The sequence below is a fragment of the Pseudomonas sp. PB106 genome (assembly GCF_009764645.1).
Lineage (GTDB): Bacteria > Pseudomonadota > Gammaproteobacteria > Pseudomonadales > Pseudomonadaceae > Aquipseudomonas.
In genome coordinates this window covers 20,522-40,886 of the sequence record NZ_RWIM01000205.1, presented here as the reverse complement: position 1 = coordinate 40,886, position 20,365 = coordinate 20,522, and the positions used below count along the sequence as shown (strand labels likewise).

Genomic DNA, 20,365 nt, shown 5'->3' with positions numbered 1-20,365 from the left:
GACCATGTTCAAATGATCGTCAACAGAAAACTGTCGTTTGAAGGGCTGCCTACCGGATTCTCGAAAGTCACGGAAACCCATACGGAACCTGGCTCCCTTACCCAAATCTCCCAACCGAATTTTCCTTCCGCGTTCGACGTCAGATATGTGGGTGTCTGCGAATCCAAACGCAATTCAAGTCTCTTGAATGGTAAAGCCTCGCCCGTAGCACTGGCGACAAGAAATCCTTCCAGTTTAACGATCGAGTGCGCCCCCACAGGGTTCTCCAGAGCGCGAAAACCTTCGAATTTTCCATGCCCGGGGTGCGTAGCAGGATGCAGTACCGTCAATGTCAGGCTCTTGGAACTTTCATCGAGATTGACGACGGTGGCGCTCAAGTCATGCTCGCCAACAGCCACTGGCCTATACGTGATATGGGCCTTTCCATCATGACCCGTCGATGTCGTTCCGATGTCCTCTGCGGCCAAAGTCCAGTGAACGCTGGCCGCTTCAACCGGCAATCCTGTTTCACGGCCCTGCACTTTCGCCCAGATTCGAACGAACTCTCCAGGGTAAACGGAATCAGGGTCAGCCTGGATTTCGACGAGATTCCAGTAATCATCCCGCAAGGTGATCAACAGCGTTTCAGAGTCCCAACCAGCCAACCCTCCTTTGACGATAGCGGTCAAAACACCTGCCTGCTCAGCGACGAAAGCGAACACCAAATCGGCGATACCTCGCGCATCGGTCCATGAAGAACCTAGTTCGTGTTGATTGTAATCCCAGAAAACCTCGACCCCAGCCAAAGGCTCACCCGTCAGGGCAGACACGACCTTGGCATGGGCATGGGCTTTGGACACATCCGGCGCAAGTCTGGAGTCAACCGACTCATACAAAGCACTGATCTCGCGCGGCTCGTTCAGCGTGAAATCCAGTCCCACCGACTCTGAATACACCTCATCCCCCACCCTCGCCTTCAGCACCGAAGCCCCTGGCGTACGAGGCGTGAAGCGCAGCCTCGCGACACCATAGAAATCCGTCAGGCTGGTCTGCGTGCCGAACTCCGCGTGGGTCCAGGTCACTTCGATGCCGACCATGGGCTTGCCGGAAATGGAGGAGATCAACGTTACGTGCTCGATCAGTTCCTCGTTCCAGTCCAGCACCTGCCGGGCCCGCGCACTGTCGGCGAATTTCAAGACCTGCGTACCGACACCGACCGACATGGCATTCGCCGGCGACAGGCTGACCAGCCGCTCGGCCGCCAGTTGCAGGCTAAAGTTGCCATCGCGTACGTCGCCCACGACAAACGGAAAGACCAACCCCACGCCTTGGAAAGGCAGGGGTGTACCAAGCCCTTTTCCGGATTCGAAACGAATATCCAGTTCGGCGGGACCGGTGCCGGTCATGCCCAGTGTCAACTGACGACCGATCAAAGGGTTGTCGTCGGGCGCCAGCAGTTCGATACGATGTTGGCCCTTGCGCCGTGGAAAGACGGTGTTCTGGCCCCATGGATACGCATTGCCCCCGTCAAATCTGACGCTCAAGCTTGCCCAAGGATCATTGGCCAGCGCCATGACCGACATCGACTGGCGCTGTTCATAACCATCGTAGGGACTGACAACGCTAACGAATACCTCGTGGGCGCCAGCCGTCAGCGGGGCGAAGGCAAAACTGCTCCAGCCGTGAGCATCGGTGGGGCTTGAATGTCCACTTGTCCATTGAACGGGCGCGCCTTCGACCGGCGCTTCGGTGTAGTGCGAGACCACTCGAGTCCACAGCGTGGCCGGTTGCTGCCCGACGACCGGATCCACCGGCAACTCGCGTGATGGCTCGATCTTGAGCCGGTTGTGGTCCAGGTTGATCTGGTTGTTCGATGCCAATTTACGCAGGGCGTCGATGAAAAAATGCAATTCGAAAGCAACAGGCGCGCGACTGCTCGAGAAGTCAAACATCCAGCTGGCGCCGCCATCCGTCAGCACCTGTTCAACGCCAAACGGAGGCTCCACGGTTGCACCCAATTCTTCCGGCTCGACTGAACAGGCCAGAGGCACACCAAGCCCCACCAACGGGCTGAGCGCATGGGTTCTGAAGCTATATAGATGAAGCGCGCCGAGACACGGATAAAGCACCTGGCCAGGCGCCGCAACGACCTGATCCAGCACAACATTCATTTCCTGCGACAGGTCGGTGGCTATCAGCCGTCCGGACAATTCGCGATCCGTGATGCCTTCGCTCGTTAATTTCAAGTCGAACAGACTGCTCAGGCTTTGGCTCTCTTCAGAGCTCAGCGTCCAAGTGAGGCCGCCGGTCTCAGGGAGTGGCGTGGCTGACTCCAGGCCGCTCACCTTTAAACCGATGGCTGGATCAGCGCCCCTCCAGTGCAGTGAGATACTTTTGCCAATCAGCATACTGTCGGGCAATGCCTCGACTTTGAGCGTGTGAGATTGACCACGCCAACACAGCAAACCCAGCACCTTGCGGTCGACTTCCGTCTCATCCAGCAGAATGCGTACCGCAGTGGCCCATGGACTGGTGGCCAAGGCTGTCACACTGAAAATACGCTCGACCGCCAGCGCTTCGGAATGGGCCCGAACCTTGGCAACGATCGCCATGTCACCGGCGACCGTCGGCGTATAAAGCACACTTGCCCAGCCTCCCGTACCGGTGCTTGCCTGACGCAGTTCCCCGCCGGGCAGTTCCCATTCAACCAGCGCATTGACTACCGGATCACCATCGCCCAACGCGACGTCATGCAGCACCTGCACCCGTAGCAGGACACTTTCCTCTTCATCGACGACCGGGTATTTGTTGGCCTCACGCACCTCGCCGATCCTCACCACGTTGCGCGCCAGTGACATGCGCTTGAAGGGCGAAGGCAATTTCAGTTTCGAGCAGGACAACTGCAAATTGAACAGGCCGTCGAGGCGATCTTCGCTGGTCAGTGTCCACGATAGATCGGTTGCATCGACGGGCAGCGGAACGTCGAGCGCCGGACTGATCATCACACCCAGTTGTTCAGGCGAATCGCCACTCCAGGCCAGCGCCAACGAGGTTCCCTGCAAGACAGCGGGGACTTTGATTTGCAGCGGGTAGTTCGCGCCACGATTGGGATAGCCGGTCCGGTCCGGCCACGGCGCTTGCCCCGCGTCGGTCACCGCCAGCAGTTCTTTCCACGGATCCGTGGCCAGTACCTTCACCGCAAAGGTCTCGGAAACGATACCCGCCTGGTAATACGGACTGTCCACTGAGGCCACAATCGTGAAGTCGCCATCGGTCATCGGCAAATAGTCGAAATAGGCCCAACCGTTGTCATCGGTGTTGCTGGCCGCTTTGAATCCCTGGCCCTCCACCGCCCAGTTCACCGTGCGCCCTTCGAGTACCTGCGAGGTGTACCAGGAAATCACCTGCACCCCCAGACGTACGGATTGGCCATATTCCAGCACCGGGTAATAGGCGGCCTCCAGTGCATCGCGAAACGCCAAGCGGTGATGCCCCAGTGATACGTCGAGCGAATAGGGTTGTGCGGTGTATTGGTTGAGCAGTTGCAAGGTAAACAGATAGGGTTCGTCGTTGCCGATCAAGGGGCAACTGAGCTGCCATTCATTGTCCAGCGGCTGATCGAACCCCCAATCGGGGCGAGGCAGAATCGCGCCTTGCGGATTGTTCTGGATCGTCAGCGCCGCTTGCGTGCCCAGCCAGTCGCTGTCGTCCGTGGGGGAGAAACGCAAACGGTGACCTGCGCTGTGCGAGTCGAAGTCTGCCCCCAGACACAAATGCAGGGGCATATCCGGGGGTAGCGACTCTTCATCAAGTTGCAACGCTTGCAACTGCAGCGGCAGATCCAGATGCAAAAGCAATTGAATGCGGGTCACGCGAATGTCGGAGACGAAGTCATTTGCTTCATTGTTCGGGCTGCTGATTTCCACGCGCAGCGTTTGACCGGGCAGTAATTCAAGATCCAATACCGTTTCACAAGGCAGCAGATCCAACGCCAGGGGCTGCCCTTGTGCCGCCTGAAACCGGCGTTGCTCCAGGGCTGACGCTGGCTTTACCGGGAGCTCGATGTCTTGTCGCTGCTCAGACCCCTCGACACTGATCCGCACGTTGCCTGAATCGTTATGGTTGTTCTCATACAAAAAGCTCAGCACGTAGCGCACACCCGGGCTGATCGCTTTCGGCACTGTGAGCCGTTGAAACGCCGAGTGAAGATTGCTGGCGCTCAAATATTTGATGGGCTCGCTGCCATACATGTCCCCATAGATGGTCACCCAACGTGAATTGCTCGGGTTTTTGGTCCAGTGGGTAATGCTTTCGCTGAAGTCACCGTTGAGCAGCAGACTCTGGTCAGCTTGAATAATCGGCTCACCCATGATGTTCACTTCCTCTAAGCTTGCGTGGCTCGCGGGTTTCAACCTGCCCCACCATGTCCTGCGCAACCCGCAGGAATGTCGCGTCGCCGACCTTTGCCGTGTAGCGGATACGCACGATGATATCGGTCAATGAAGCCAGCATGGTTTTCTGCGGATCCTTGCCCGGCCATGGAAAGTTCAGTATCCAGCGCGACACCGCCCCGGTGCATTCGAAGGGATTGAGCAAGCCTTCATCGGGTTTCAGAATGGTCATGCCGTTGTCACCGAAACCACTCGACAGGGCAATTTGCTGGCTACTGCGCAGGTTGATCTGCACATCCGCCGGCCCCACCGCTCCTGCCGGCGCATACAAATATTCAATCGACTGACGCGTGGCCTTGGTCGCAGTCATGCTGCCGACCTGCAGCAGTGTTGCGCGCACATCCTCGTAGGGGCCGGTCAGTACGGGCAGATCGACCTCCACTGAATTGATCTGCCGGCAGTAATGGCCCGGATGATCGCGGTCAAACAACAGTTGCGAGAGGTTGAATTCCAGCGTTCCGCTGGCCAGCAATCGGCTCAGTGCCTGCGGCCAATTCTGAGCACCTGTTTGCGGGTCAGTCGTGTCTTCGAACAGGCGACGCAACGAAACGGTTTTCACCAGTTCCAGCCGCCGTTCGAAGCGTTGCAGATACTCGCGCTCCATCCGCAGCAGATATTCACGCAAGTGCTCACCGGCAGTCAGGCCGTGACGGCTGTCCAGCCAGATCTGCGGCAACGGGATCTGCGCGTCGTAATCCGCAGTCTCGGCGCTGAGCGACGCCTGGGCGCTGATACACAGGCTGACCACGGCGTCATACGCCTGATAGTGCAAGGTTTTGAGTTGGCCCAGCAGCCACCCCAGCAGTTCGGTGTTGCACGCACGCTTTTTCAGGAAGTTATAAAACGTCAAGGCTTGCGCATTGGCACGCAAGGTTTGTTCAAGGCCGGCGCGGGCCGAGGCCACCGCATGACCCTGCGCGGTGATCTGCTCATCCAGTGCACGGATCTCCGCCAGCGCCTGATTGCGCTGCAGGTTCCATTCGTTGCGACGACGGCGATAAGCCTCGGTGGTCGCCTGTTTGTCGGCATCCAGTTGAACCCCCTGAGCACTGATGCCGAGAGCGAAACCGACCGCTTGAAGGCCTTCTTCCAGCCGATGGCCGCCGTTGGCCAGACCGAAAATATTCGGCAACGACGCTAGCACCGCCCCCGCCGTCTGGAATCCTGAGGAGGTCACGGCGAGTATTTTCGAGAGCTGAATACTTTCCATCACCTGGTATTCAACCGCCGAGACGTTTTCGTCATACACCCGCGCGTATGCCTCGGCCCGTTCCTGGGCCATCACCTTGCTCTGCTCAAGCGCCGCCACGCTTGCTTGCAGCTGCGCAATGACCTGCTCCTGAACGGTCTGCGCATAAGCGCCCAGTTCCACCAGATGGTTCTGTTGCAGTTCTTCCTGTTCGGCACGATCGCGTTGTTCGAGCAGACGCAGCACCTGATTGCCGTAGTCCTGCAGCGTTTGCACGGCGCGCAGGGCGGCTTCGTAGGTAACCCGCCAGCGGAACGCGCCGACTTCCAGCCGTCCGCCCATGGGCCGTGGAGAACCGACATTGCCTGCGGCCAGATCCCGTAGCAATTGATTGGGATCGGTGGGCGGACTGAACAGCGGCAGCAACAGCGGCCGACCATCGAGCGTAAGGTTATTGCGCAAATTGTGCAGACGCTGAGCGGGCAAGGCGAACAGATCGAGCAATTGCTGATTGAGCGGCAGTTTGAACGGCTCGACCGCCAGCAGCCCCATCAGTGGCGCACGATCAGCGGCCACGGGGAATTGCGCCAGGTTGAAATCCAGCGCCTTTTCAAACTGCTCCAGACTAGAGCGCGAGCCTCCCAGCGCCAGCAATTGCTCGACGGTTTTGGTCTCCCATTGGTTGACCGTACGTGCGGACGGCGCCTTGCCCATGAAGAATTCGGCCTGGATGTAACACAGCTTGGCGGCCACCAGACTGTCGCGGGTCAGTTGCCGGTAATACCAGTCACCCCAGGCCATGAGGTTGTTCACGTATTCGCTGAACACCAGAATCTTCAGGTGTCGGGGGGCCGCATAACCGATCGCGTCGGGATCGGTCGGCGCCCAGGCTTCACAGCCTGAATTGCCGTCACTCGTCAAGGGGCGGCAACGCCAGTATGGCGGGCGAGGATTGCCAGTTTGCAGCTCGGCCACGCTCGTTGGATCGGCCGGCCCCTGCGGATCAAACAGATAATGCAACCAGTCTTGCGCCTCCTGGAACCGGTCCTCGGCGCGCAGACGGGTCGCAATCAAGTGCGGCACGTGGAAAAACAGTTCCCAGAAAAACAGGCCGTTGGCGCCATCGAATGCACCGTTCGGTTCCTCGAAATCCGTCTTTGCGTTTGGCCCGGGTTCCGGCAGAAATTGCGTTTCCCAGTCCAGGATAGCGTCGACGGAAATGCTGGCGCGTTGCACCAGTTCCGGACCAAACAATGAGTTCAGACGGACATATTCGAGTGCGTTTTCGTCCTGTTTAAAGTGCAGAAACTGCGCGGCGTCCGCAGTATTTTTAAGCAGTGCCGAGGGCGCCCATGGGGCAAGGTTGACGGCAGCCAAGGTGAACGTGTTAAGCCCCTCGGCCGCCGAACCAAACGTGAAGACAGGATTGCCCACGGCACCGCTGTTACGCTCGAGCCGGAGCCACCCAGTGGCGCCTCCCAACCTAAGGGTCATGGTTTTGGTGGACGGTTCTGGGTCACCGCCCGCCGGGTTTTCCAGTGTCAGGGTGACTGACGCAGTCCCTTCCAGTGTGGATGGCAGCAAAACGCCCTGAACCATCAAGACATCTTTGGCTCCCAAACGAAAAGCCATCGCCCGAAGCCTTAGAAAAGGCACCAAACGCCCTGTCGCCCCATGGACTGAGGTTATGGTCACCTGACTCAACACTGGATGCTGAACGATGTCCGGAGTGGTGAAGCGCGCTTTCACCATTTCATCAAGCCATTCACCGTCGTCTTCCACCGGCCGAAACAAGACATCCCTGAAAATATCGATTTTCAGTTGGAGGTCGGTCGAGGTCTGGTTGATGAACTGGATGCCCAGTTTACCCTTGGGATTCAACTGATCAGCCCATAAGGTCGCAATCAACCTTGCTCCTTGGGAATGATCTTTTTCATAGTTCTTCTCGAACAGCCGCAACGGCGCCAGCCACTGGCCGTTCTGGGTCATGAACGCGAGGTTGATCGTCAGTTTGTGCGGGATGTATTGCGGCTCCGTTTTCTCTCCCACGCTGTCGCGCCATTCAGCCCAGATCAGGCACAAGCGCCCGTTCCAGAACAGCGGTCGCATGTCGACAATCCGCGCCTCTGCGGCAATGTCCACCGCTTGCCATTCGCTCCAGGCGGCCGGGTTGATTCCGGTGCACGTCGGTGACAGTTCCACCTGAGCCTTGCGCCAGAAATATTGAAAGGGCTGCTCGCGCTGCCGTCCGACAAAGTAATAGTCAGCCTTTGTCGGCGACTCGCCGTCCATGTAGGCACTGATCACGTCGAGGTTGCAGGTCTGTTCGAAGGTCTGCAGGTAATCGCGCATCGCCAACTGCACGGAATCGGCGTTCAGGCGTGTCTGGTTCAGGCTGTTCTCAAGGTTTTTGAACAGGCTGCTCTTGCGCTGGCGCACGAACGGATTGATGAAGTTCTCCGGGTAGACCGCGATCATCTGCAGGGCAGCCCAGTCCGGATAATTGCTATACAGCGCCCAGTCGGCCAGATCCTGCTTATCGAACTCGGTCTTGACAAACCCCGGCTCCATCTTGCGATACACGGCGTGAATGTATTGCTGGGCACTGCTGATCGCCTCTGCAACCCAGGAGCTCTGCACCTGATAATTGTCCAGCGGATCCAGGCGCAGCAGTTCGGCCAGATCACTCGGTGTCTTGAGGAAGGTGTAATCCCTGTCGGTCCTTCCATCTGCGCCGCCGATGCAATACTCGACCAGCGCCGAGCGACGTTTTTCCAGTAATTCGCCGAGAATGTTCACTGCCATGATCCTTGCTCCTGAGCCTGTGCCATGCGGGTGCTCTGACGCCTGAACAGTGTTCAGACGGCGGGTTGATCATCCTGAAAAGTGATAGGGTCAAAATCCATGGAAGTTTCGCTGCTTTCGCTATGCACAACGACGATGAACGTTCCTGGAACTGCGCTGGAAACCACCGCTCGAGCGAGTCCGTCCTGATTGGTGTATGACTGACGAGGACGGATATTCAATCTGTCCTCTGAATCCGATGAGCTCGCCTCCCACCGCACCAGCCTGTTCGCTCCCGGATTTGAATATTGGTCCTGCAACGTGGCGTACAACTCGACTTCCTACCCCAGGCCCACGGGCCCCGTGGGTGACGGAGAGCTCGTAGGCCCAACAAATTTCAGGTTCTTGCCGTCGCTGACCACGTTGATAGCAGGAGCAAACTGCGGATCGATCAAATTCAGCCAGAACGTCGGCGTTTCTGTGCCCATGACGTTGCCCGGGGTGTATTGAGCCTTGAGCGCACCATCCGTGCCGGTAACGCCGTTGCTGATCGTTCCCAATGAGGCTTGCCAGTAAATCGGAATTCCGCTCAGAAGTTGCCCGGTTGCATCCTTGAGCGTCACGGTGAAGAGCGCTTTTTCTCCTGGTTTGCCCGCCACGACATCCTGCTGATCAAGCGTGCAGTGGGCACTGACCAGGTTTTTCAGATCGCCATCAAGCTGGGCTGGCGGAATCGCTGTCTCGGTCACGCTCAACAAGGCGTGTTCTGCGGCAATGGCATAGCCAGCCCGGCTGACCTCTTCCGACAATTTGCCAATCAGAAACAGCGTTAAAGCATCCATGTTGGTGCGCTTCGAGAGCACGCGAATCCGTGTCAGCAGGTCCAGTTGTTGCAAATTCTTGAGGATCAGAGGCCCAGGCGGACTCTCCTCAGGCTTCATCCGCTCGATGCACTCACGGACCTCCTGAACGCTCCAGCCAAAGAACTCGGCCAGCCTGATCGCCGCCGCTTTCTGCACCAGTGCCTTTGCATTCGCTCCAAGATCTTCTGGCAGGTGATTGACCTGACGCAGGTAGTCCAGCAACTTCTGTTGCGGCTGCTCGCTGAGCCCGAAGGCTCGATCAAGCACGCTCAAGTAGTAAAGGGTGCTCATCGAAAAGGCGTGTTTGTCCGCTTGGCCCAGCCAGGCTTCATGGCCGTAATCGAGATAGTCCTGGAGCGGTGCCGCACTCAGATCCAGTTTTGCCACCACCGCGCTACGCCGACGTAGATCAGCCAATAAGTTGAGCAGCGGGTCTTGCGGCAGGACTGGCCCGACCACCGTACCGTCGCCGTCCGGATCATTGGCCTCCAGCGCTTGCCTCAAGAACTGGTAACCGTCTGAATTGGCCCAATGCAACACGGCTAGCGCTTGCTCCGCACCAACCCCGGCATACACCGCCAGGGACTCTTTGACCACCGAGGTCTGTACCTGCCGGACCTGCAACAGCACACGGAGCATTTTTTCGACGATGGTAGCGAGCAACTCGGCATCGATGTCCCCCAGGCCTTCCTTGACCGCTTTCTGCAGCCGCCGTATCGCGGACACCCGGTACGCCTCCTCATCAGCGTCGAAAGCGAGCACCAGACCTAGAGAGTCCACCAGCGGAGCATCCTCGCCATATTGCCCACTCAAAAAGTCCAGCCAACTGGCGGAAGGCAATGGGGGTACGCCCGCCATCTGCAAGCGGGCATCACTGAACAAGGCGGCCTCGATCAGGTTGCCGATTTTCTCGAACAACTGCCGGTCCTGCTCGGAGGGCACATTGGCTGCCTCGGGTGGCGCAACGTGCTGCAAGACCCACAGCACCGGCAGATCGCGTTCGCGACACCAATCGATGCAGGTTTCCAGGGCATCTATCAGGCACAGCACGTCCAGTGTTTGACTGGTCTCATCAATCACGGGCTCGCCGGCCAAACCGTTGAGCCACTCTCCCCCCCCCAGCAACGTCAACATCAACACGCCTTCCATCGGCGTGATGCCCAACAGGCGAGGCAGCCTCACCAGGCGGAAAAAGCTGGAAATCACCGACGCGTTGCGCTTCAGTCGATCACCATCGCCTCGCGCTTCGGCAATCGCCACCGCCAGATACTGATAAGTCTGCAGGTCAATCCCCAGCCCGCTGCACAATTGATTGACGGTCAGGTCGGTGACACCCGCCTGGGGCAATACCGGAAATTCACCGTTATCGAGTTTCAACGGTTGTCCGTAGTTGCCTTGGGTGTTGAAGACTCTGTCGAAATGCGATGCCCTGTCACCCCGGCCATACACCGAGATCGTATCGATAAACGCAGCGAAGTCTTCCGCCGTGCACTGGTGATGCTCGCGTAGCGCCTGAAACAATCCCAGCGCGTGAATGACGTTGTTGCTGATCTGCCAGTCAGCGGTTTTTTCGTTGCCCCGCGCTTCGGCATTGATCGCGGCGACCAGCAAGGCGTCGGTCTGTTCGCTGGGCAACTGGAGCCAGTTGTCCAGGCGGATCTTGCGGTTGATGCGGTCAAAACAGGGAATGTCTTTTGCGGCATTGGGGCGCAGGCTCAAACGATTAACCAGCCCAGTGAAAATGATACCGACTGCAGGGCTTTGATTAGCATTCAGGTAGACCGAACCGGAGCGCCAGTTTTCGGGCGACTGAGGCGGGCTCGTTGAATCGAAGTCAACATTAGGCGAGCGGACCGGCGCGTAATCGCGTACCGAAAACAGCGCCTCGATCTTTTCACTGTCGAGCTTGGTTCGTTCACCGAAAAACGGCACCTGATCGAGATTCAGGGATTGCGTGCCTGGCGCGCCATAATTCTTCTCATAAAACGCAATCCTCCCGTCATAATCAGCCAGCCCCTCAGTCAGCATGGCGCGCTGATAAGGCCCAAGCCGCGAGGCGTGAGCCAGGCCTCGCGCAAGGTCCGCATCCCATGCCTGCGTCTGCAGAAAATAGGGAAACTGCAGATCGGTTCTCTGCACCAGGTGCCCTACCGACAGGCTGTTGTGGCGGGTAACGCCGTCGATCGACACCCAATGTTGGTAGTACGGCAGCCCATTGGGATAGCGCGCCTCCAACAACCTGTCGTCCAGCTCGATCTCCGCATCGCCGGCTCGAATGAACGTCTCCAGCACCGGGACAATGATGTCCACCGCTGACACCGAACTGTGCACGGCACTGTAATCGACGGAGAGTTTCTTGATGTCTGTGCGCCGTTCGTGAAAGGGGTACTTGTCCTCGGCCACCCCTTGAGGATCGATGCGCTGCTCGATCCAGCGCAACAGTTCCATCAAATAGGCCACCGGCGACGTAATGGACTCCAGAGACTGCGGCGGGGTCAGCTGTTCAAACAGAGGGTTGAACAAAATCTGGAAGCTCGGTCCGGGGATCATGGATAGCAGTCCGCTGGATGGCTGTACGACGACGTCCTCCTCATCCTCATCTTCACGCGCACCGGCCAACCTATGCTCAATGAATTGCCGGCGCAGATAAGTCGCCATGCTGTTGGCCCGCCGCAGCAATTGGCGAGCGTGTGCCGGCTCGAGATTGAACTGCCTGACCAGGCCCGAGACGCCCTTTTCGATCAAGGGAAAGATGGAGCCGCCCTCTTCGAAATACCTCGCCAGGGCGGCGTATTTTTCCACCTCCTCTTGAGCAAATGCCTGATTGAGCATCTGTAACGCAGGGCGATCGTTTGCGTCGGCCATCATCGAAATCCTTGAGTCGGTTGCCCACCTGGACAGCCTCGCGCGGAGGCTGGGGGTCTGTTTGCGTCCATGCCATTGGGCGCGGGATGCGGATCGGCGTCTACTGTCAGAACTGACAGTAGAGACGACCGCTCATCGGAAATGGCCTAGCTTGAGGGTGGTAATGGCAGCACTTCAAAGCGCTGACTCTCGGTCCAGTCAGAGGCACTGGCCGGGTCGGTGCCAGCCGCGAAAGTCTGCCGAAAGCGGCACCAGTTGCCCCCCGGCGCCAGTGGTTGCGCGGCTGCGCCCTGCCACTGGCCGTTGCTCACCGCAAGATCGGCGGCCCAGATCACGTCTGGGTTGAACCAGCTCACCACCTGCCCGACGCCGGCCTTGCCAGTCCCGGCGAAGGTCACGGGCAAAGCGACCCAACGACCGGCTGACGGTGCGTTGATGACGGGCAACCATGTGTTGATTTGCACCGCTTGTGGCGCGGAGACCGCAGAGACGAAATCGCCAGACGCGGCCTCAACGGTCAGGGCACCCGGGCCACCGGGATGGTCAATGTTTGCCGACAGCGACCACGTACGATCCTCAAGCACCGGGCCGGAACCCAACGTCGCACCGCCGCCCGCAAGCTTCACGGTGACCGTATCGCCGGGATAACCGAATCCGCTGATCACCACAGCCGAGCCGATGGCTGCGTCCTTTATCGGCGACTCGATAACCGGCGTCGATGGCACGACCCTGACATCGCGCAGCAAATCTTTCGACACCTGGTCGGCGAAGGTCTGCCGCAACCGCAAACGGTGACTCCCGACCAGATTCAGCGACACCTGCCCGCTCCACTGCCCGGCGGCATTGACCGACACTTCGTCCAGCAAGGGTTCGTCACGCCCTTGCAGCCAAACGCTGACCCTCGCGCCAGGCCAACCGGTGCCGGACAGGATTGAGTGCCGCGGCAAGTCGCGGCCCTCGGCCGGTGTGAGCAAAACCGGTGGCAACAGCACCACGTTGCAGACCCGAATGTCGCTGTGGACAGGCCCGGAAGTGTCGAGTGTTTGCCGGGCGGTCAGGGAATACACGCGGTATTTCAGGTTTACCAACTCGATAGACCAGTCGCCATCGCTGGTTAACTGTTTGGAATTGAGCTCGTCGCCCATTTGCTCATCCCACACCGACATCCTTGCGCCGCTCATCCCGTTCTTGCCGCTGATCGTCGTGTTGCTGCTGACTTCAGCCCCTTCGGCAGGCACGCTGATTAGCGGTTTGAGCATGGCCCGGCGAACGGTAAAACTGCCCGTGGCCGGTACAGAAGTCTGCGAGGCAAAGGTCTGGGTCACGCTGAAGGAATGGGTTACGTCAGGGGTAAACGGCAGGTCGCGGCGAAAGGTCCAGGTTGCGCCGGTGACCGTGGTTCTGTGTTTGACGAAGTCATTGTTGTACTCAAGGATGACCACCGCGCCTGGCCAGCAGTTGCCGCTGATACGGGGTGACTGGTCGTTTTCGACCACTGTGACCGAGTCGGGCGCCAGCGGGGGAATGCTCACTTCGTAGTCGACCCACGCACATTCTTCGACCAGGATTTGCTGGATGTGGATCCCTCGCTTCCAGACCGGGCCCCACGCTTCCAAAGCTGTGGATGACCACTGGTTATTGCTGACGCGCACATCACGAGCAATGGGCGTAAGACAGTCAGCGGCAAAGAGCTTTATCGTCGCTCCATTAACTCCTCTCCCGGAAAAAACAGGTGTGTAGACCTCGGTATGGGTGACATCACTCGGAGCGGGGAATGCATAGTCAACCTTGAACCTGAGTGGCAGTGACTCGATCCAGCCGCCGGCGTTGTCCGACACCTTCTGAACCGCACTCAATAGGTATGAGCCGAAAGGCCAATTCGCCGAGGCTGTTTGCCATTTACCGCCGCTGACTACCACGAGAGGGGGCGGGGTAGCGGCCGGACCGCTGACGATCGTGATCTGGACAGTGGCACCGCTGTAGCCGTCACCGGAGAATTCTGCCGTTGTAATGGTGGGGTGTTCGACTTTGATAGGCGTCAGCACGGGTGGCTGGATTTTCAAGGCATGAGGAGCGCTACGAGTGGAACCTACTCCGCCATAAAACTGCTGAGCGACAAGGGACACGTGTCCTGGATCGAGACTGACGGACGCAGTCCAGGAAGACCCCGTCAAGGTCGATGACTTGCCGACCATGTTTTGAGTCATATCCAGAAAGATCCTGACCTCAGAACCCGGGCGGCCGCCGCTTCCGGAAACGGAAAAGACCTGCGGCTGCAACGAACCTGCATCCGGTGCTGTAATGGACGGCGTCGCCACCGCCATTGTGAATCTGACTGGGAGACTGGGATCCGGCGTGCCCGTCGAAATATTTTGAGTGGCGGTGATGGACACCTCACCGTCCGCAGGAGTGATATCCAATGCCCAATGACCAAAACTTCCCACTGTCGTCGTCCCCAGCGCTCCCTGCCGCGGATCTCTCACGGTGACTGTGGCACCACTAAGCGCCAAGCCCTCGACACGCAAAGAAGATGAAAAGAAACTGCCATTTTCAGGCTTGGTTATTTGCGGTAGTTGCGAGTAGTCCTGGATATAGACATGGCGTGTCTCGCTTCGCGTACCTTGGGTCGCTGTAATCTGTATTACAGTCGAGCCGAAGTCCTGCAGATCCTCTTCGATCCTCCAAGAGCCTGAAGCAATAGCGGGGTAATACGTTTGCCTTGCAACGACTTTCAGTACACCGGTAGTTGCACAGGTTCCAGATATCCTCAGCCTGGAAGCCACAAGCATATCCGGTGCCGGTTCGATAATGGCCAAAACGCTCTTCGACTCGTCTTCCACTCGATGCTGACTCATTAACCTGCACTCCTTTCAGACATGCAGATGTTATAGGCGCAACGGTCTTTGGCTGGATACCTGTCAAAGCTGACAGTCCCGACCAACGGTATGGGTGGCGCGAGCGTATCGCGGCATCTGGGCGTTCTGTTCTAATCGCTATACATCTAGCGAGGTTTGAATCAGGCCGAGGCCGGCAACGCCTGAAAACTGAAGTACTGCTTCAGCGCCTGCACCAACTGCCCATATTCAGCAGGGGGCCGTCGCAGGATAAACCCGGCGTCGAAATGCTGCGGCGTGGCATCTTCATGGCACCACAGGCAACACGCCGTCAGGTCGACGACTTGCTGGCAGCCATCGCCCATGGGGATTTTCAGACGCAGATTGAAATCGACGCCGATCATCATCGGCAACTGACTGATGAGCATCAGTCCGTCTTCGGAGACGTTTCCCAGAAAGCCGATGGGTTTGTCGGTGACGCTGTTGAACACTCTGAGGAAATACGGCAACTGATGCCGTTCGATCCGCCGGTCGGTAAACATGCGCAGTTCGCCATGCAGGGCTCCATCACAGAGCCGCACCTTTGCTTCGGAACAGGCCCGTACCGCCGGCCCGCTCTCCCCGCTTCCGGTGTGACGGTCGCTACATCGCCGTCACGTGACCACTTGCCAGTCGCAGGTGTTGCGTCGGTGCTGGGCCTTCACGTCCAGCACCGATTCATTCGACTATAGCTCAGCTTGTACACCCGGCCAGAATTTGTATGACAACTGTCATCAGAATCGGGTCGGGCGCACCACGGCTGCGGCGCTGCGCGTCGGGTAGTGGCCCAGGCTTTCCAGGGTTTCCAGACGGGCGCGGGCGCGGTAGGCGTATTCGCTGTTCGGATAGGAGGCCATGATGAACTGGTAGGTCTGCGCCGCATCGACGAACATTTTCTGCCGTTCGAGGCACTGGCCGCGCATCATCGACACTTCCGGCCAGACGTACGGGCGGGCACGGCTGGCGCGTTCGACCTTGGAAAGCTCGAGCATGACCTGCTCGCAATTGCCGCGATCGTAGGCGCTGTAGGCATTGTTCAAATGATGGTTCATCGACCAACGGGTGCAGCCCGTGACGGCGAGGACGCTGAGGGCAAGGGCGGCAATGGGTACGAATCGCATGAGGGTTCTCCTGTCTTGAGCAATGTATCGACCCAGGGTCGGAAATCTTCAGGCGCGTTTGTCCCAAAGTTGTCGTGTTCAATAAAGAAAGTATTAAGTAGTGCATTCGAACAATGACTACACCCCAAGAGCATAGTAGCCTTCGCTAGCGCTTGAACTCAGGAGTCTTTGCATGTCCGTCCGTCGTACCAAAATCGTCGCTACCCTTGGCCCGGCCAGTAACTCGCCGGAAGTTCTCGAACAGCTGATTCTGGCTGGCCTGGACGTTGCCCGTCTGAACTTCTCCCACGGCACCCCCGACGAGCACAAGGCTCGCGCGAAGCTGGTGCGTGACCTCGCTGCCAAGCACGGTCGCTTCGTCGCCCTGCTGGGTGACCTGCAAGGCCCGAAAATCCGTATCGCCAAATTCGCCAACAAGAAGATCGAGCTGAAGATCGGTGACAAGTTCACCTTCTCCACCAGCCATCCGTTGACCGAAGGCAACCAGCAAGTGGTCGGCATCGACTATCCGGATCTGGTCAAAGACTGCGGCGTAGGCGACGAGCTGCTGCTCGACGACGGCCGTGTGGTGATGCGCGTTGATACTCAAACTGACGATGCGTTGCATTGCACCGTGACCATCGGCGGCCCGCTGTCCGACCACAAAGGCATCAACCGTCGCGGTGGCGGCCTGACGGCTCCGGCCCTGACTGAAAAAGACAAGGCCGACATCAAGCTCGCTGCTGAAATGGAAGTCGACTACCTCGCGGTATCCTTCCCGCGTGACGCAGCCGACATGGAATACGCCCGTCAACTGCGCGACGAAGCCGGCGGCACCGCTTGGCTGGTGGCGAAGATCGAACGTGCTGAAGCCGTAGCGGACGACGAAACCCTCGACGGCCTGATCAAGGCTTCCGACGCTGTGATGGTTGCCCGTGGTGACTTGGGTGTGGAAATCGGCGACGCCGAGCTGGTGGGCATTCAGAAGAAAATCATTCTGCACGCACGCCGCCACAACAAGGCTGTGATCGTTGCGACCCAGATGATGGAGTCGATGATCCAGAACCCGATGCCGACTCGCGCCGAAGTGTCCGACGTGGCCAACGCCGTGCTCGACTACACCGACGCCGTGATGTTGTCTGCCGAATCCGCTGCCGGTCTGTACCCGCTGGAAGCCGTGCAAGCGATGGCGCGTATCTGCGTCGGCGCTGAGAAGCACCCAACGGGCAAAACTTCCAGCCACCGTATCGGCAAGGAATTCACCCGCTGCGACGAAAGCATCGCGCTGGCGACCATGTACACCGCCAACCACTTCCCGGGCGTCAAAGCGATCATCGCCCTGACCGAAAGTGGCTACACCCCGCTGATCATGTCGCGCATCCGTTCCTCGGTGCCGATCTATGCGTTCTCGCCGCACCGTGAAACGCAGGCGCGTGCAGCGATGTTCCGTGGCGTGTACACCGTACCGTTCGATCCGGCTTCGCTCGAACCGCACGAAGTCAGCCAGAAGGCGATCGACGAGCTGGTCAAGCGCGGCGTTGTGGAAAAAGGCGACTGGGTCATCCTGACCAAGGGCGACAGCTACCACACCACCGGCGGCACCAACGGCATGAAGATCCTGCACGTGGGCGACCCGCAGGTCTGAGTGACGCGCTGAAAAACAAAAGCCCCGCCATGTGAATGGCGGGGCTTTTTTATTCGTGTAATCCGCGCAATGCCCACTTGGAAATACCCTGCATCAGAAAACGATCAGACGTCATGTTGATGCGGCGATTTAAAGTTATTTAAAACATTTAATTAATCACAAAGAACTCTAACAAACCTGTCAGAACTATCAGTTGGCGGAGTAAGTACTTCTGCATTCTTATAGGGATGCGCTTACTCTGAAAAAACCTTCATGCGCACGCGTCCTTCGCTTTCAATCGAGACATGACAGATGAATTCTGAATATCAGCATGGAAGCACCGATACTGGACTCGATCCCAGCTTCGCCGATCAGGGAATTGCCAACCTTCAATCACCGGCGCCTCTCTACCCTGAATACACGACCCAGGTCGTGGCCGTCGGGCCTGACCATAAGGTATATATCGCGGGAAGAGCCTCCGAAGGCTTGAATTACTCAGTTCACACGTTGACGCGTCTTACAGATGCCGGTCTCCTTGACACGACTTTTGGTGACAACGGTCACTTTAGCGGCTATTTCTACAAATCAGACCGTTCATCTTTCTTCGCTGAGCAGATAGCGTTTACCGGCGTAAAGATCCTCGTAACCGGCTATCTTTTCCATTATGAAAATGGTGCATTACGGCGGGACGCTGCCGCTGTTCGCTTTCTTGAAAACGGAACAATCGATGAAACTTTCGGGGAGCAGGGAAAGTTCGTTTTTTATACTCCTGACCTAGATGCGGACACGTCGCTGAGCACGGCCTACCATGAGAAGCTTTTGGATGACGCTTCATTGCGAAGTGGATCTCGACACCCAAGAACTATCTACCCTGGTAATGCTTATCAAAACACCCCGGTGACTGAAGAACACATTTTCCTTCTCCATCACTCGGGAAATTTTGTCAATCAACACAGTTGGATTATTCGTATCACCCAGCATGGACTATTGGATACCACGTTTAATGAAAGTGGATTTGTACGTGTAAGACACCCCATCTACCCTCGCCTGCGTCTTTCCAGTCTGACAATTGATGATGATGGGAACTACATCTGTAGCGGTGAGGTTCGTGTTAATTACTCTAGCTTCCCTGATGCAATCGTGATGGTAAAACATGATAAAAACGGCAACCTGGATACTTCATTCCAACAAAACGGTTTTCTGCAGATAATGCACGAAACCCCGGGTCATTTTTTCTTGCTCGAAAAAACCGTAAAGCAACCCAACAATCGATTGCTCTGCCTGGGTCTGGCACTCAACAACGACCAGAGCGAGATATCCGCTGTATTAATCAGCCGTGAGGCTGATGGCTCCAGCAACATACAATTCAATAGCGGAAAACCCGTCTTTACCACCATCAATTCATCCAGTGCTGCATGGACCAACGCTCAATTCCAGCCGAATGGCAGTTTCCTGACAGCGGGACTTGTCAATATCGAGGATTCATCGAAAACCCATTACGTGGTTTCACGTTTTTTGGATAACGGCACGCTTGATAAAAATTTCGGCAATGGTACTGGCTCTTTAATCTTTGAGCAGGCAACGAATTTTGTTTATCACTCGTCAGCCTTTACCGAGAGCAAAGTACTGTTCGACATTCAGAGTTACGAACCGGGCGCGCCGTTTTACGACTATGCCGTTGGTCGAGCGCTGATTCCTTAGGCAATTAGAAGCCCCACCATGTGAATGGCGGGGCTTTTTGTTTTCTGCTCTGGAAGATGTGTCGACTGACCCAATGTCATCGCGAGCAGGCTCACTCCTACAGGGGTACGCATTTCAAATGTAGGAGTGAGCCTGCTCGCGATGGCGTCAATCCATTCAACAAAAATCTCAATGCCGTTTGATAAACCCGGTCAACGCCGCCAATGCTTCCGGCGAACGCAGCCGCTGGGTAAACAGTGCGCCCTCCTCCTCAATCACCTGACGGATCAACTCGCGATCTGGCGCTCTCATCAATTGCTTGCTGATGCGCACCGCTTCCACCGGCAACTCATCAAACCGCAGGGCCATTTCCCGTGCTTTGCTCAACGCGGCATCGCCGCTGCCCAGTGCCTCGGTGGCAATCCCCCACGCGGCGGCCTGTTCGCCGCTGAAGCCTTCGCCGAGCAGCAACAATTCGGCCGCTTTGGCCTGCCCGAGCAGGCGCGGCAGGATCAGGCTGGAGCCGAATTCCGGGCACAAGCCGAGGTTGACGAATGGCATGCGCAAGCGCGCGTCACGGGCGACATAAACCAGATCGCAGTGCAGCAACAACGTGGTGCCAATGCCCACCGCGGCGCCGGCCACGGCGGCAATCACCGGTTTGCGGCAGTCGAGCAGACTGAGCATGAAGTGAAACACCGGGCTGTCGAGGTCGCTGGGCGGCTGCTGGACGAAATCGGCGATGTCGTTGCCGGCGGTGAAGCACTCGGCGCTGCCGGTGATCAGGATGGCGTTGATCGCGGGATCGCTGTCGGCCTGTTGCAGCGCTTCGGCGAGACGGCTGTACATCGCCCGATTCAGGGCGTTTTTCTTGTCCGGGCGGTTGAGGCGCAGGGTCAGCAGACCGCGTTCGCGTTCGAGCAGGATGGCGTCAGTCATGGTGGGTCTCGCGTCTGA

Annotated in this window: 9 protein-coding genes; 2 read left to right on the top strand and 7 right to left on the bottom strand. The window is 57.8% G+C overall.

Annotated elements, in window-relative coordinates:
- Positions 1–8: 8 nt before the first annotated feature.
- From EJA71_RS25170 to EJA71_RS25145, 6 genes are all read right to left on the bottom strand, one after another.
- Entirely contained in the window at positions 9–4,349 is a 4,341-nt protein-coding gene (locus tag EJA71_RS25170) for a hypothetical protein (protein ID WP_158960400.1), read from the bottom strand.
- Positions 4,342–8,424 (bottom strand): neuraminidase-like domain-containing protein, encoded by a 4,083-nt coding sequence (locus tag EJA71_RS25165; protein WP_158960397.1) that lies wholly within the window; start codon positions 8,422–8,424, stop codon positions 4,342–4,344. The genes EJA71_RS25170 and EJA71_RS25165 overlap by 8 nt, the downstream gene beginning before the upstream one ends.
- A 320-nt stretch (positions 8,425–8,744) precedes the next feature.
- Complete coding sequence (locus EJA71_RS25160) at positions 8,745–12,131, bottom strand: Tc toxin subunit A (protein ID WP_256671809.1); 3,387 nt, start codon at positions 12,129–12,131, stop codon at positions 8,745–8,747.
- Positions 12,132–12,277: 146 nt separating this feature from the next.
- A complete protein-coding gene (locus EJA71_RS25155; protein ID WP_158960394.1) occupies positions 12,278–14,986 on the bottom strand; it encodes a hypothetical protein in 2,709 nt (902 codons plus the stop codon).
- 161 nt (positions 14,987–15,147) lie between these two features.
- Positions 15,148–15,507: a PilZ domain-containing protein gene (locus EJA71_RS25150; RefSeq protein ID WP_158960391.1), complete on the bottom strand. Its 360-nt coding sequence runs from the start codon at positions 15,505–15,507 to the stop codon at positions 15,148–15,150.
- 231 nt (positions 15,508–15,738) lie between these two features.
- A complete protein-coding gene (locus EJA71_RS25145; RefSeq protein ID WP_064391841.1) occupies positions 15,739–16,125 on the bottom strand; it encodes a tol-pal system YbgF family protein in 387 nt (128 codons plus the stop codon).
- A gap of 172 nt (positions 16,126–16,297) precedes the next feature.
- Here EJA71_RS25145 and pyk point away from each other — a divergent pair, with 172 nt between their 5' ends.
- Together pyk and EJA71_RS25135 are read left to right on the top strand one after the other, a co-directional pair.
- The gene (pyk, locus tag EJA71_RS25140; protein ID WP_122589649.1) at positions 16,298–17,749 is read left to right on the top strand and encodes a pyruvate kinase; all 1,452 of its coding nucleotides are present in this window, start codon (positions 16,298–16,300) and stop codon (positions 17,747–17,749) included.
- Between the two features lie 291 nt (positions 17,750–18,040).
- Positions 18,041–19,429: a hypothetical protein gene (locus tag EJA71_RS25135; protein WP_158960389.1), complete on the top strand. Its 1,389-nt coding sequence runs from the start codon at positions 18,041–18,043 to the stop codon at positions 19,427–19,429.
- Positions 19,430–19,597: 168 nt separating this feature from the next.
- Here the strand turns inward: EJA71_RS25135 and EJA71_RS25130 are convergent, their stop codons facing one another.
- Complete coding sequence (locus EJA71_RS25130; RefSeq protein ID WP_158960386.1) at positions 19,598–20,347, bottom strand: enoyl-CoA hydratase-related protein; 750 nt, start codon at positions 20,345–20,347, stop codon at positions 19,598–19,600.
- Positions 20,348–20,365 lie beyond the last annotated feature (18 nt).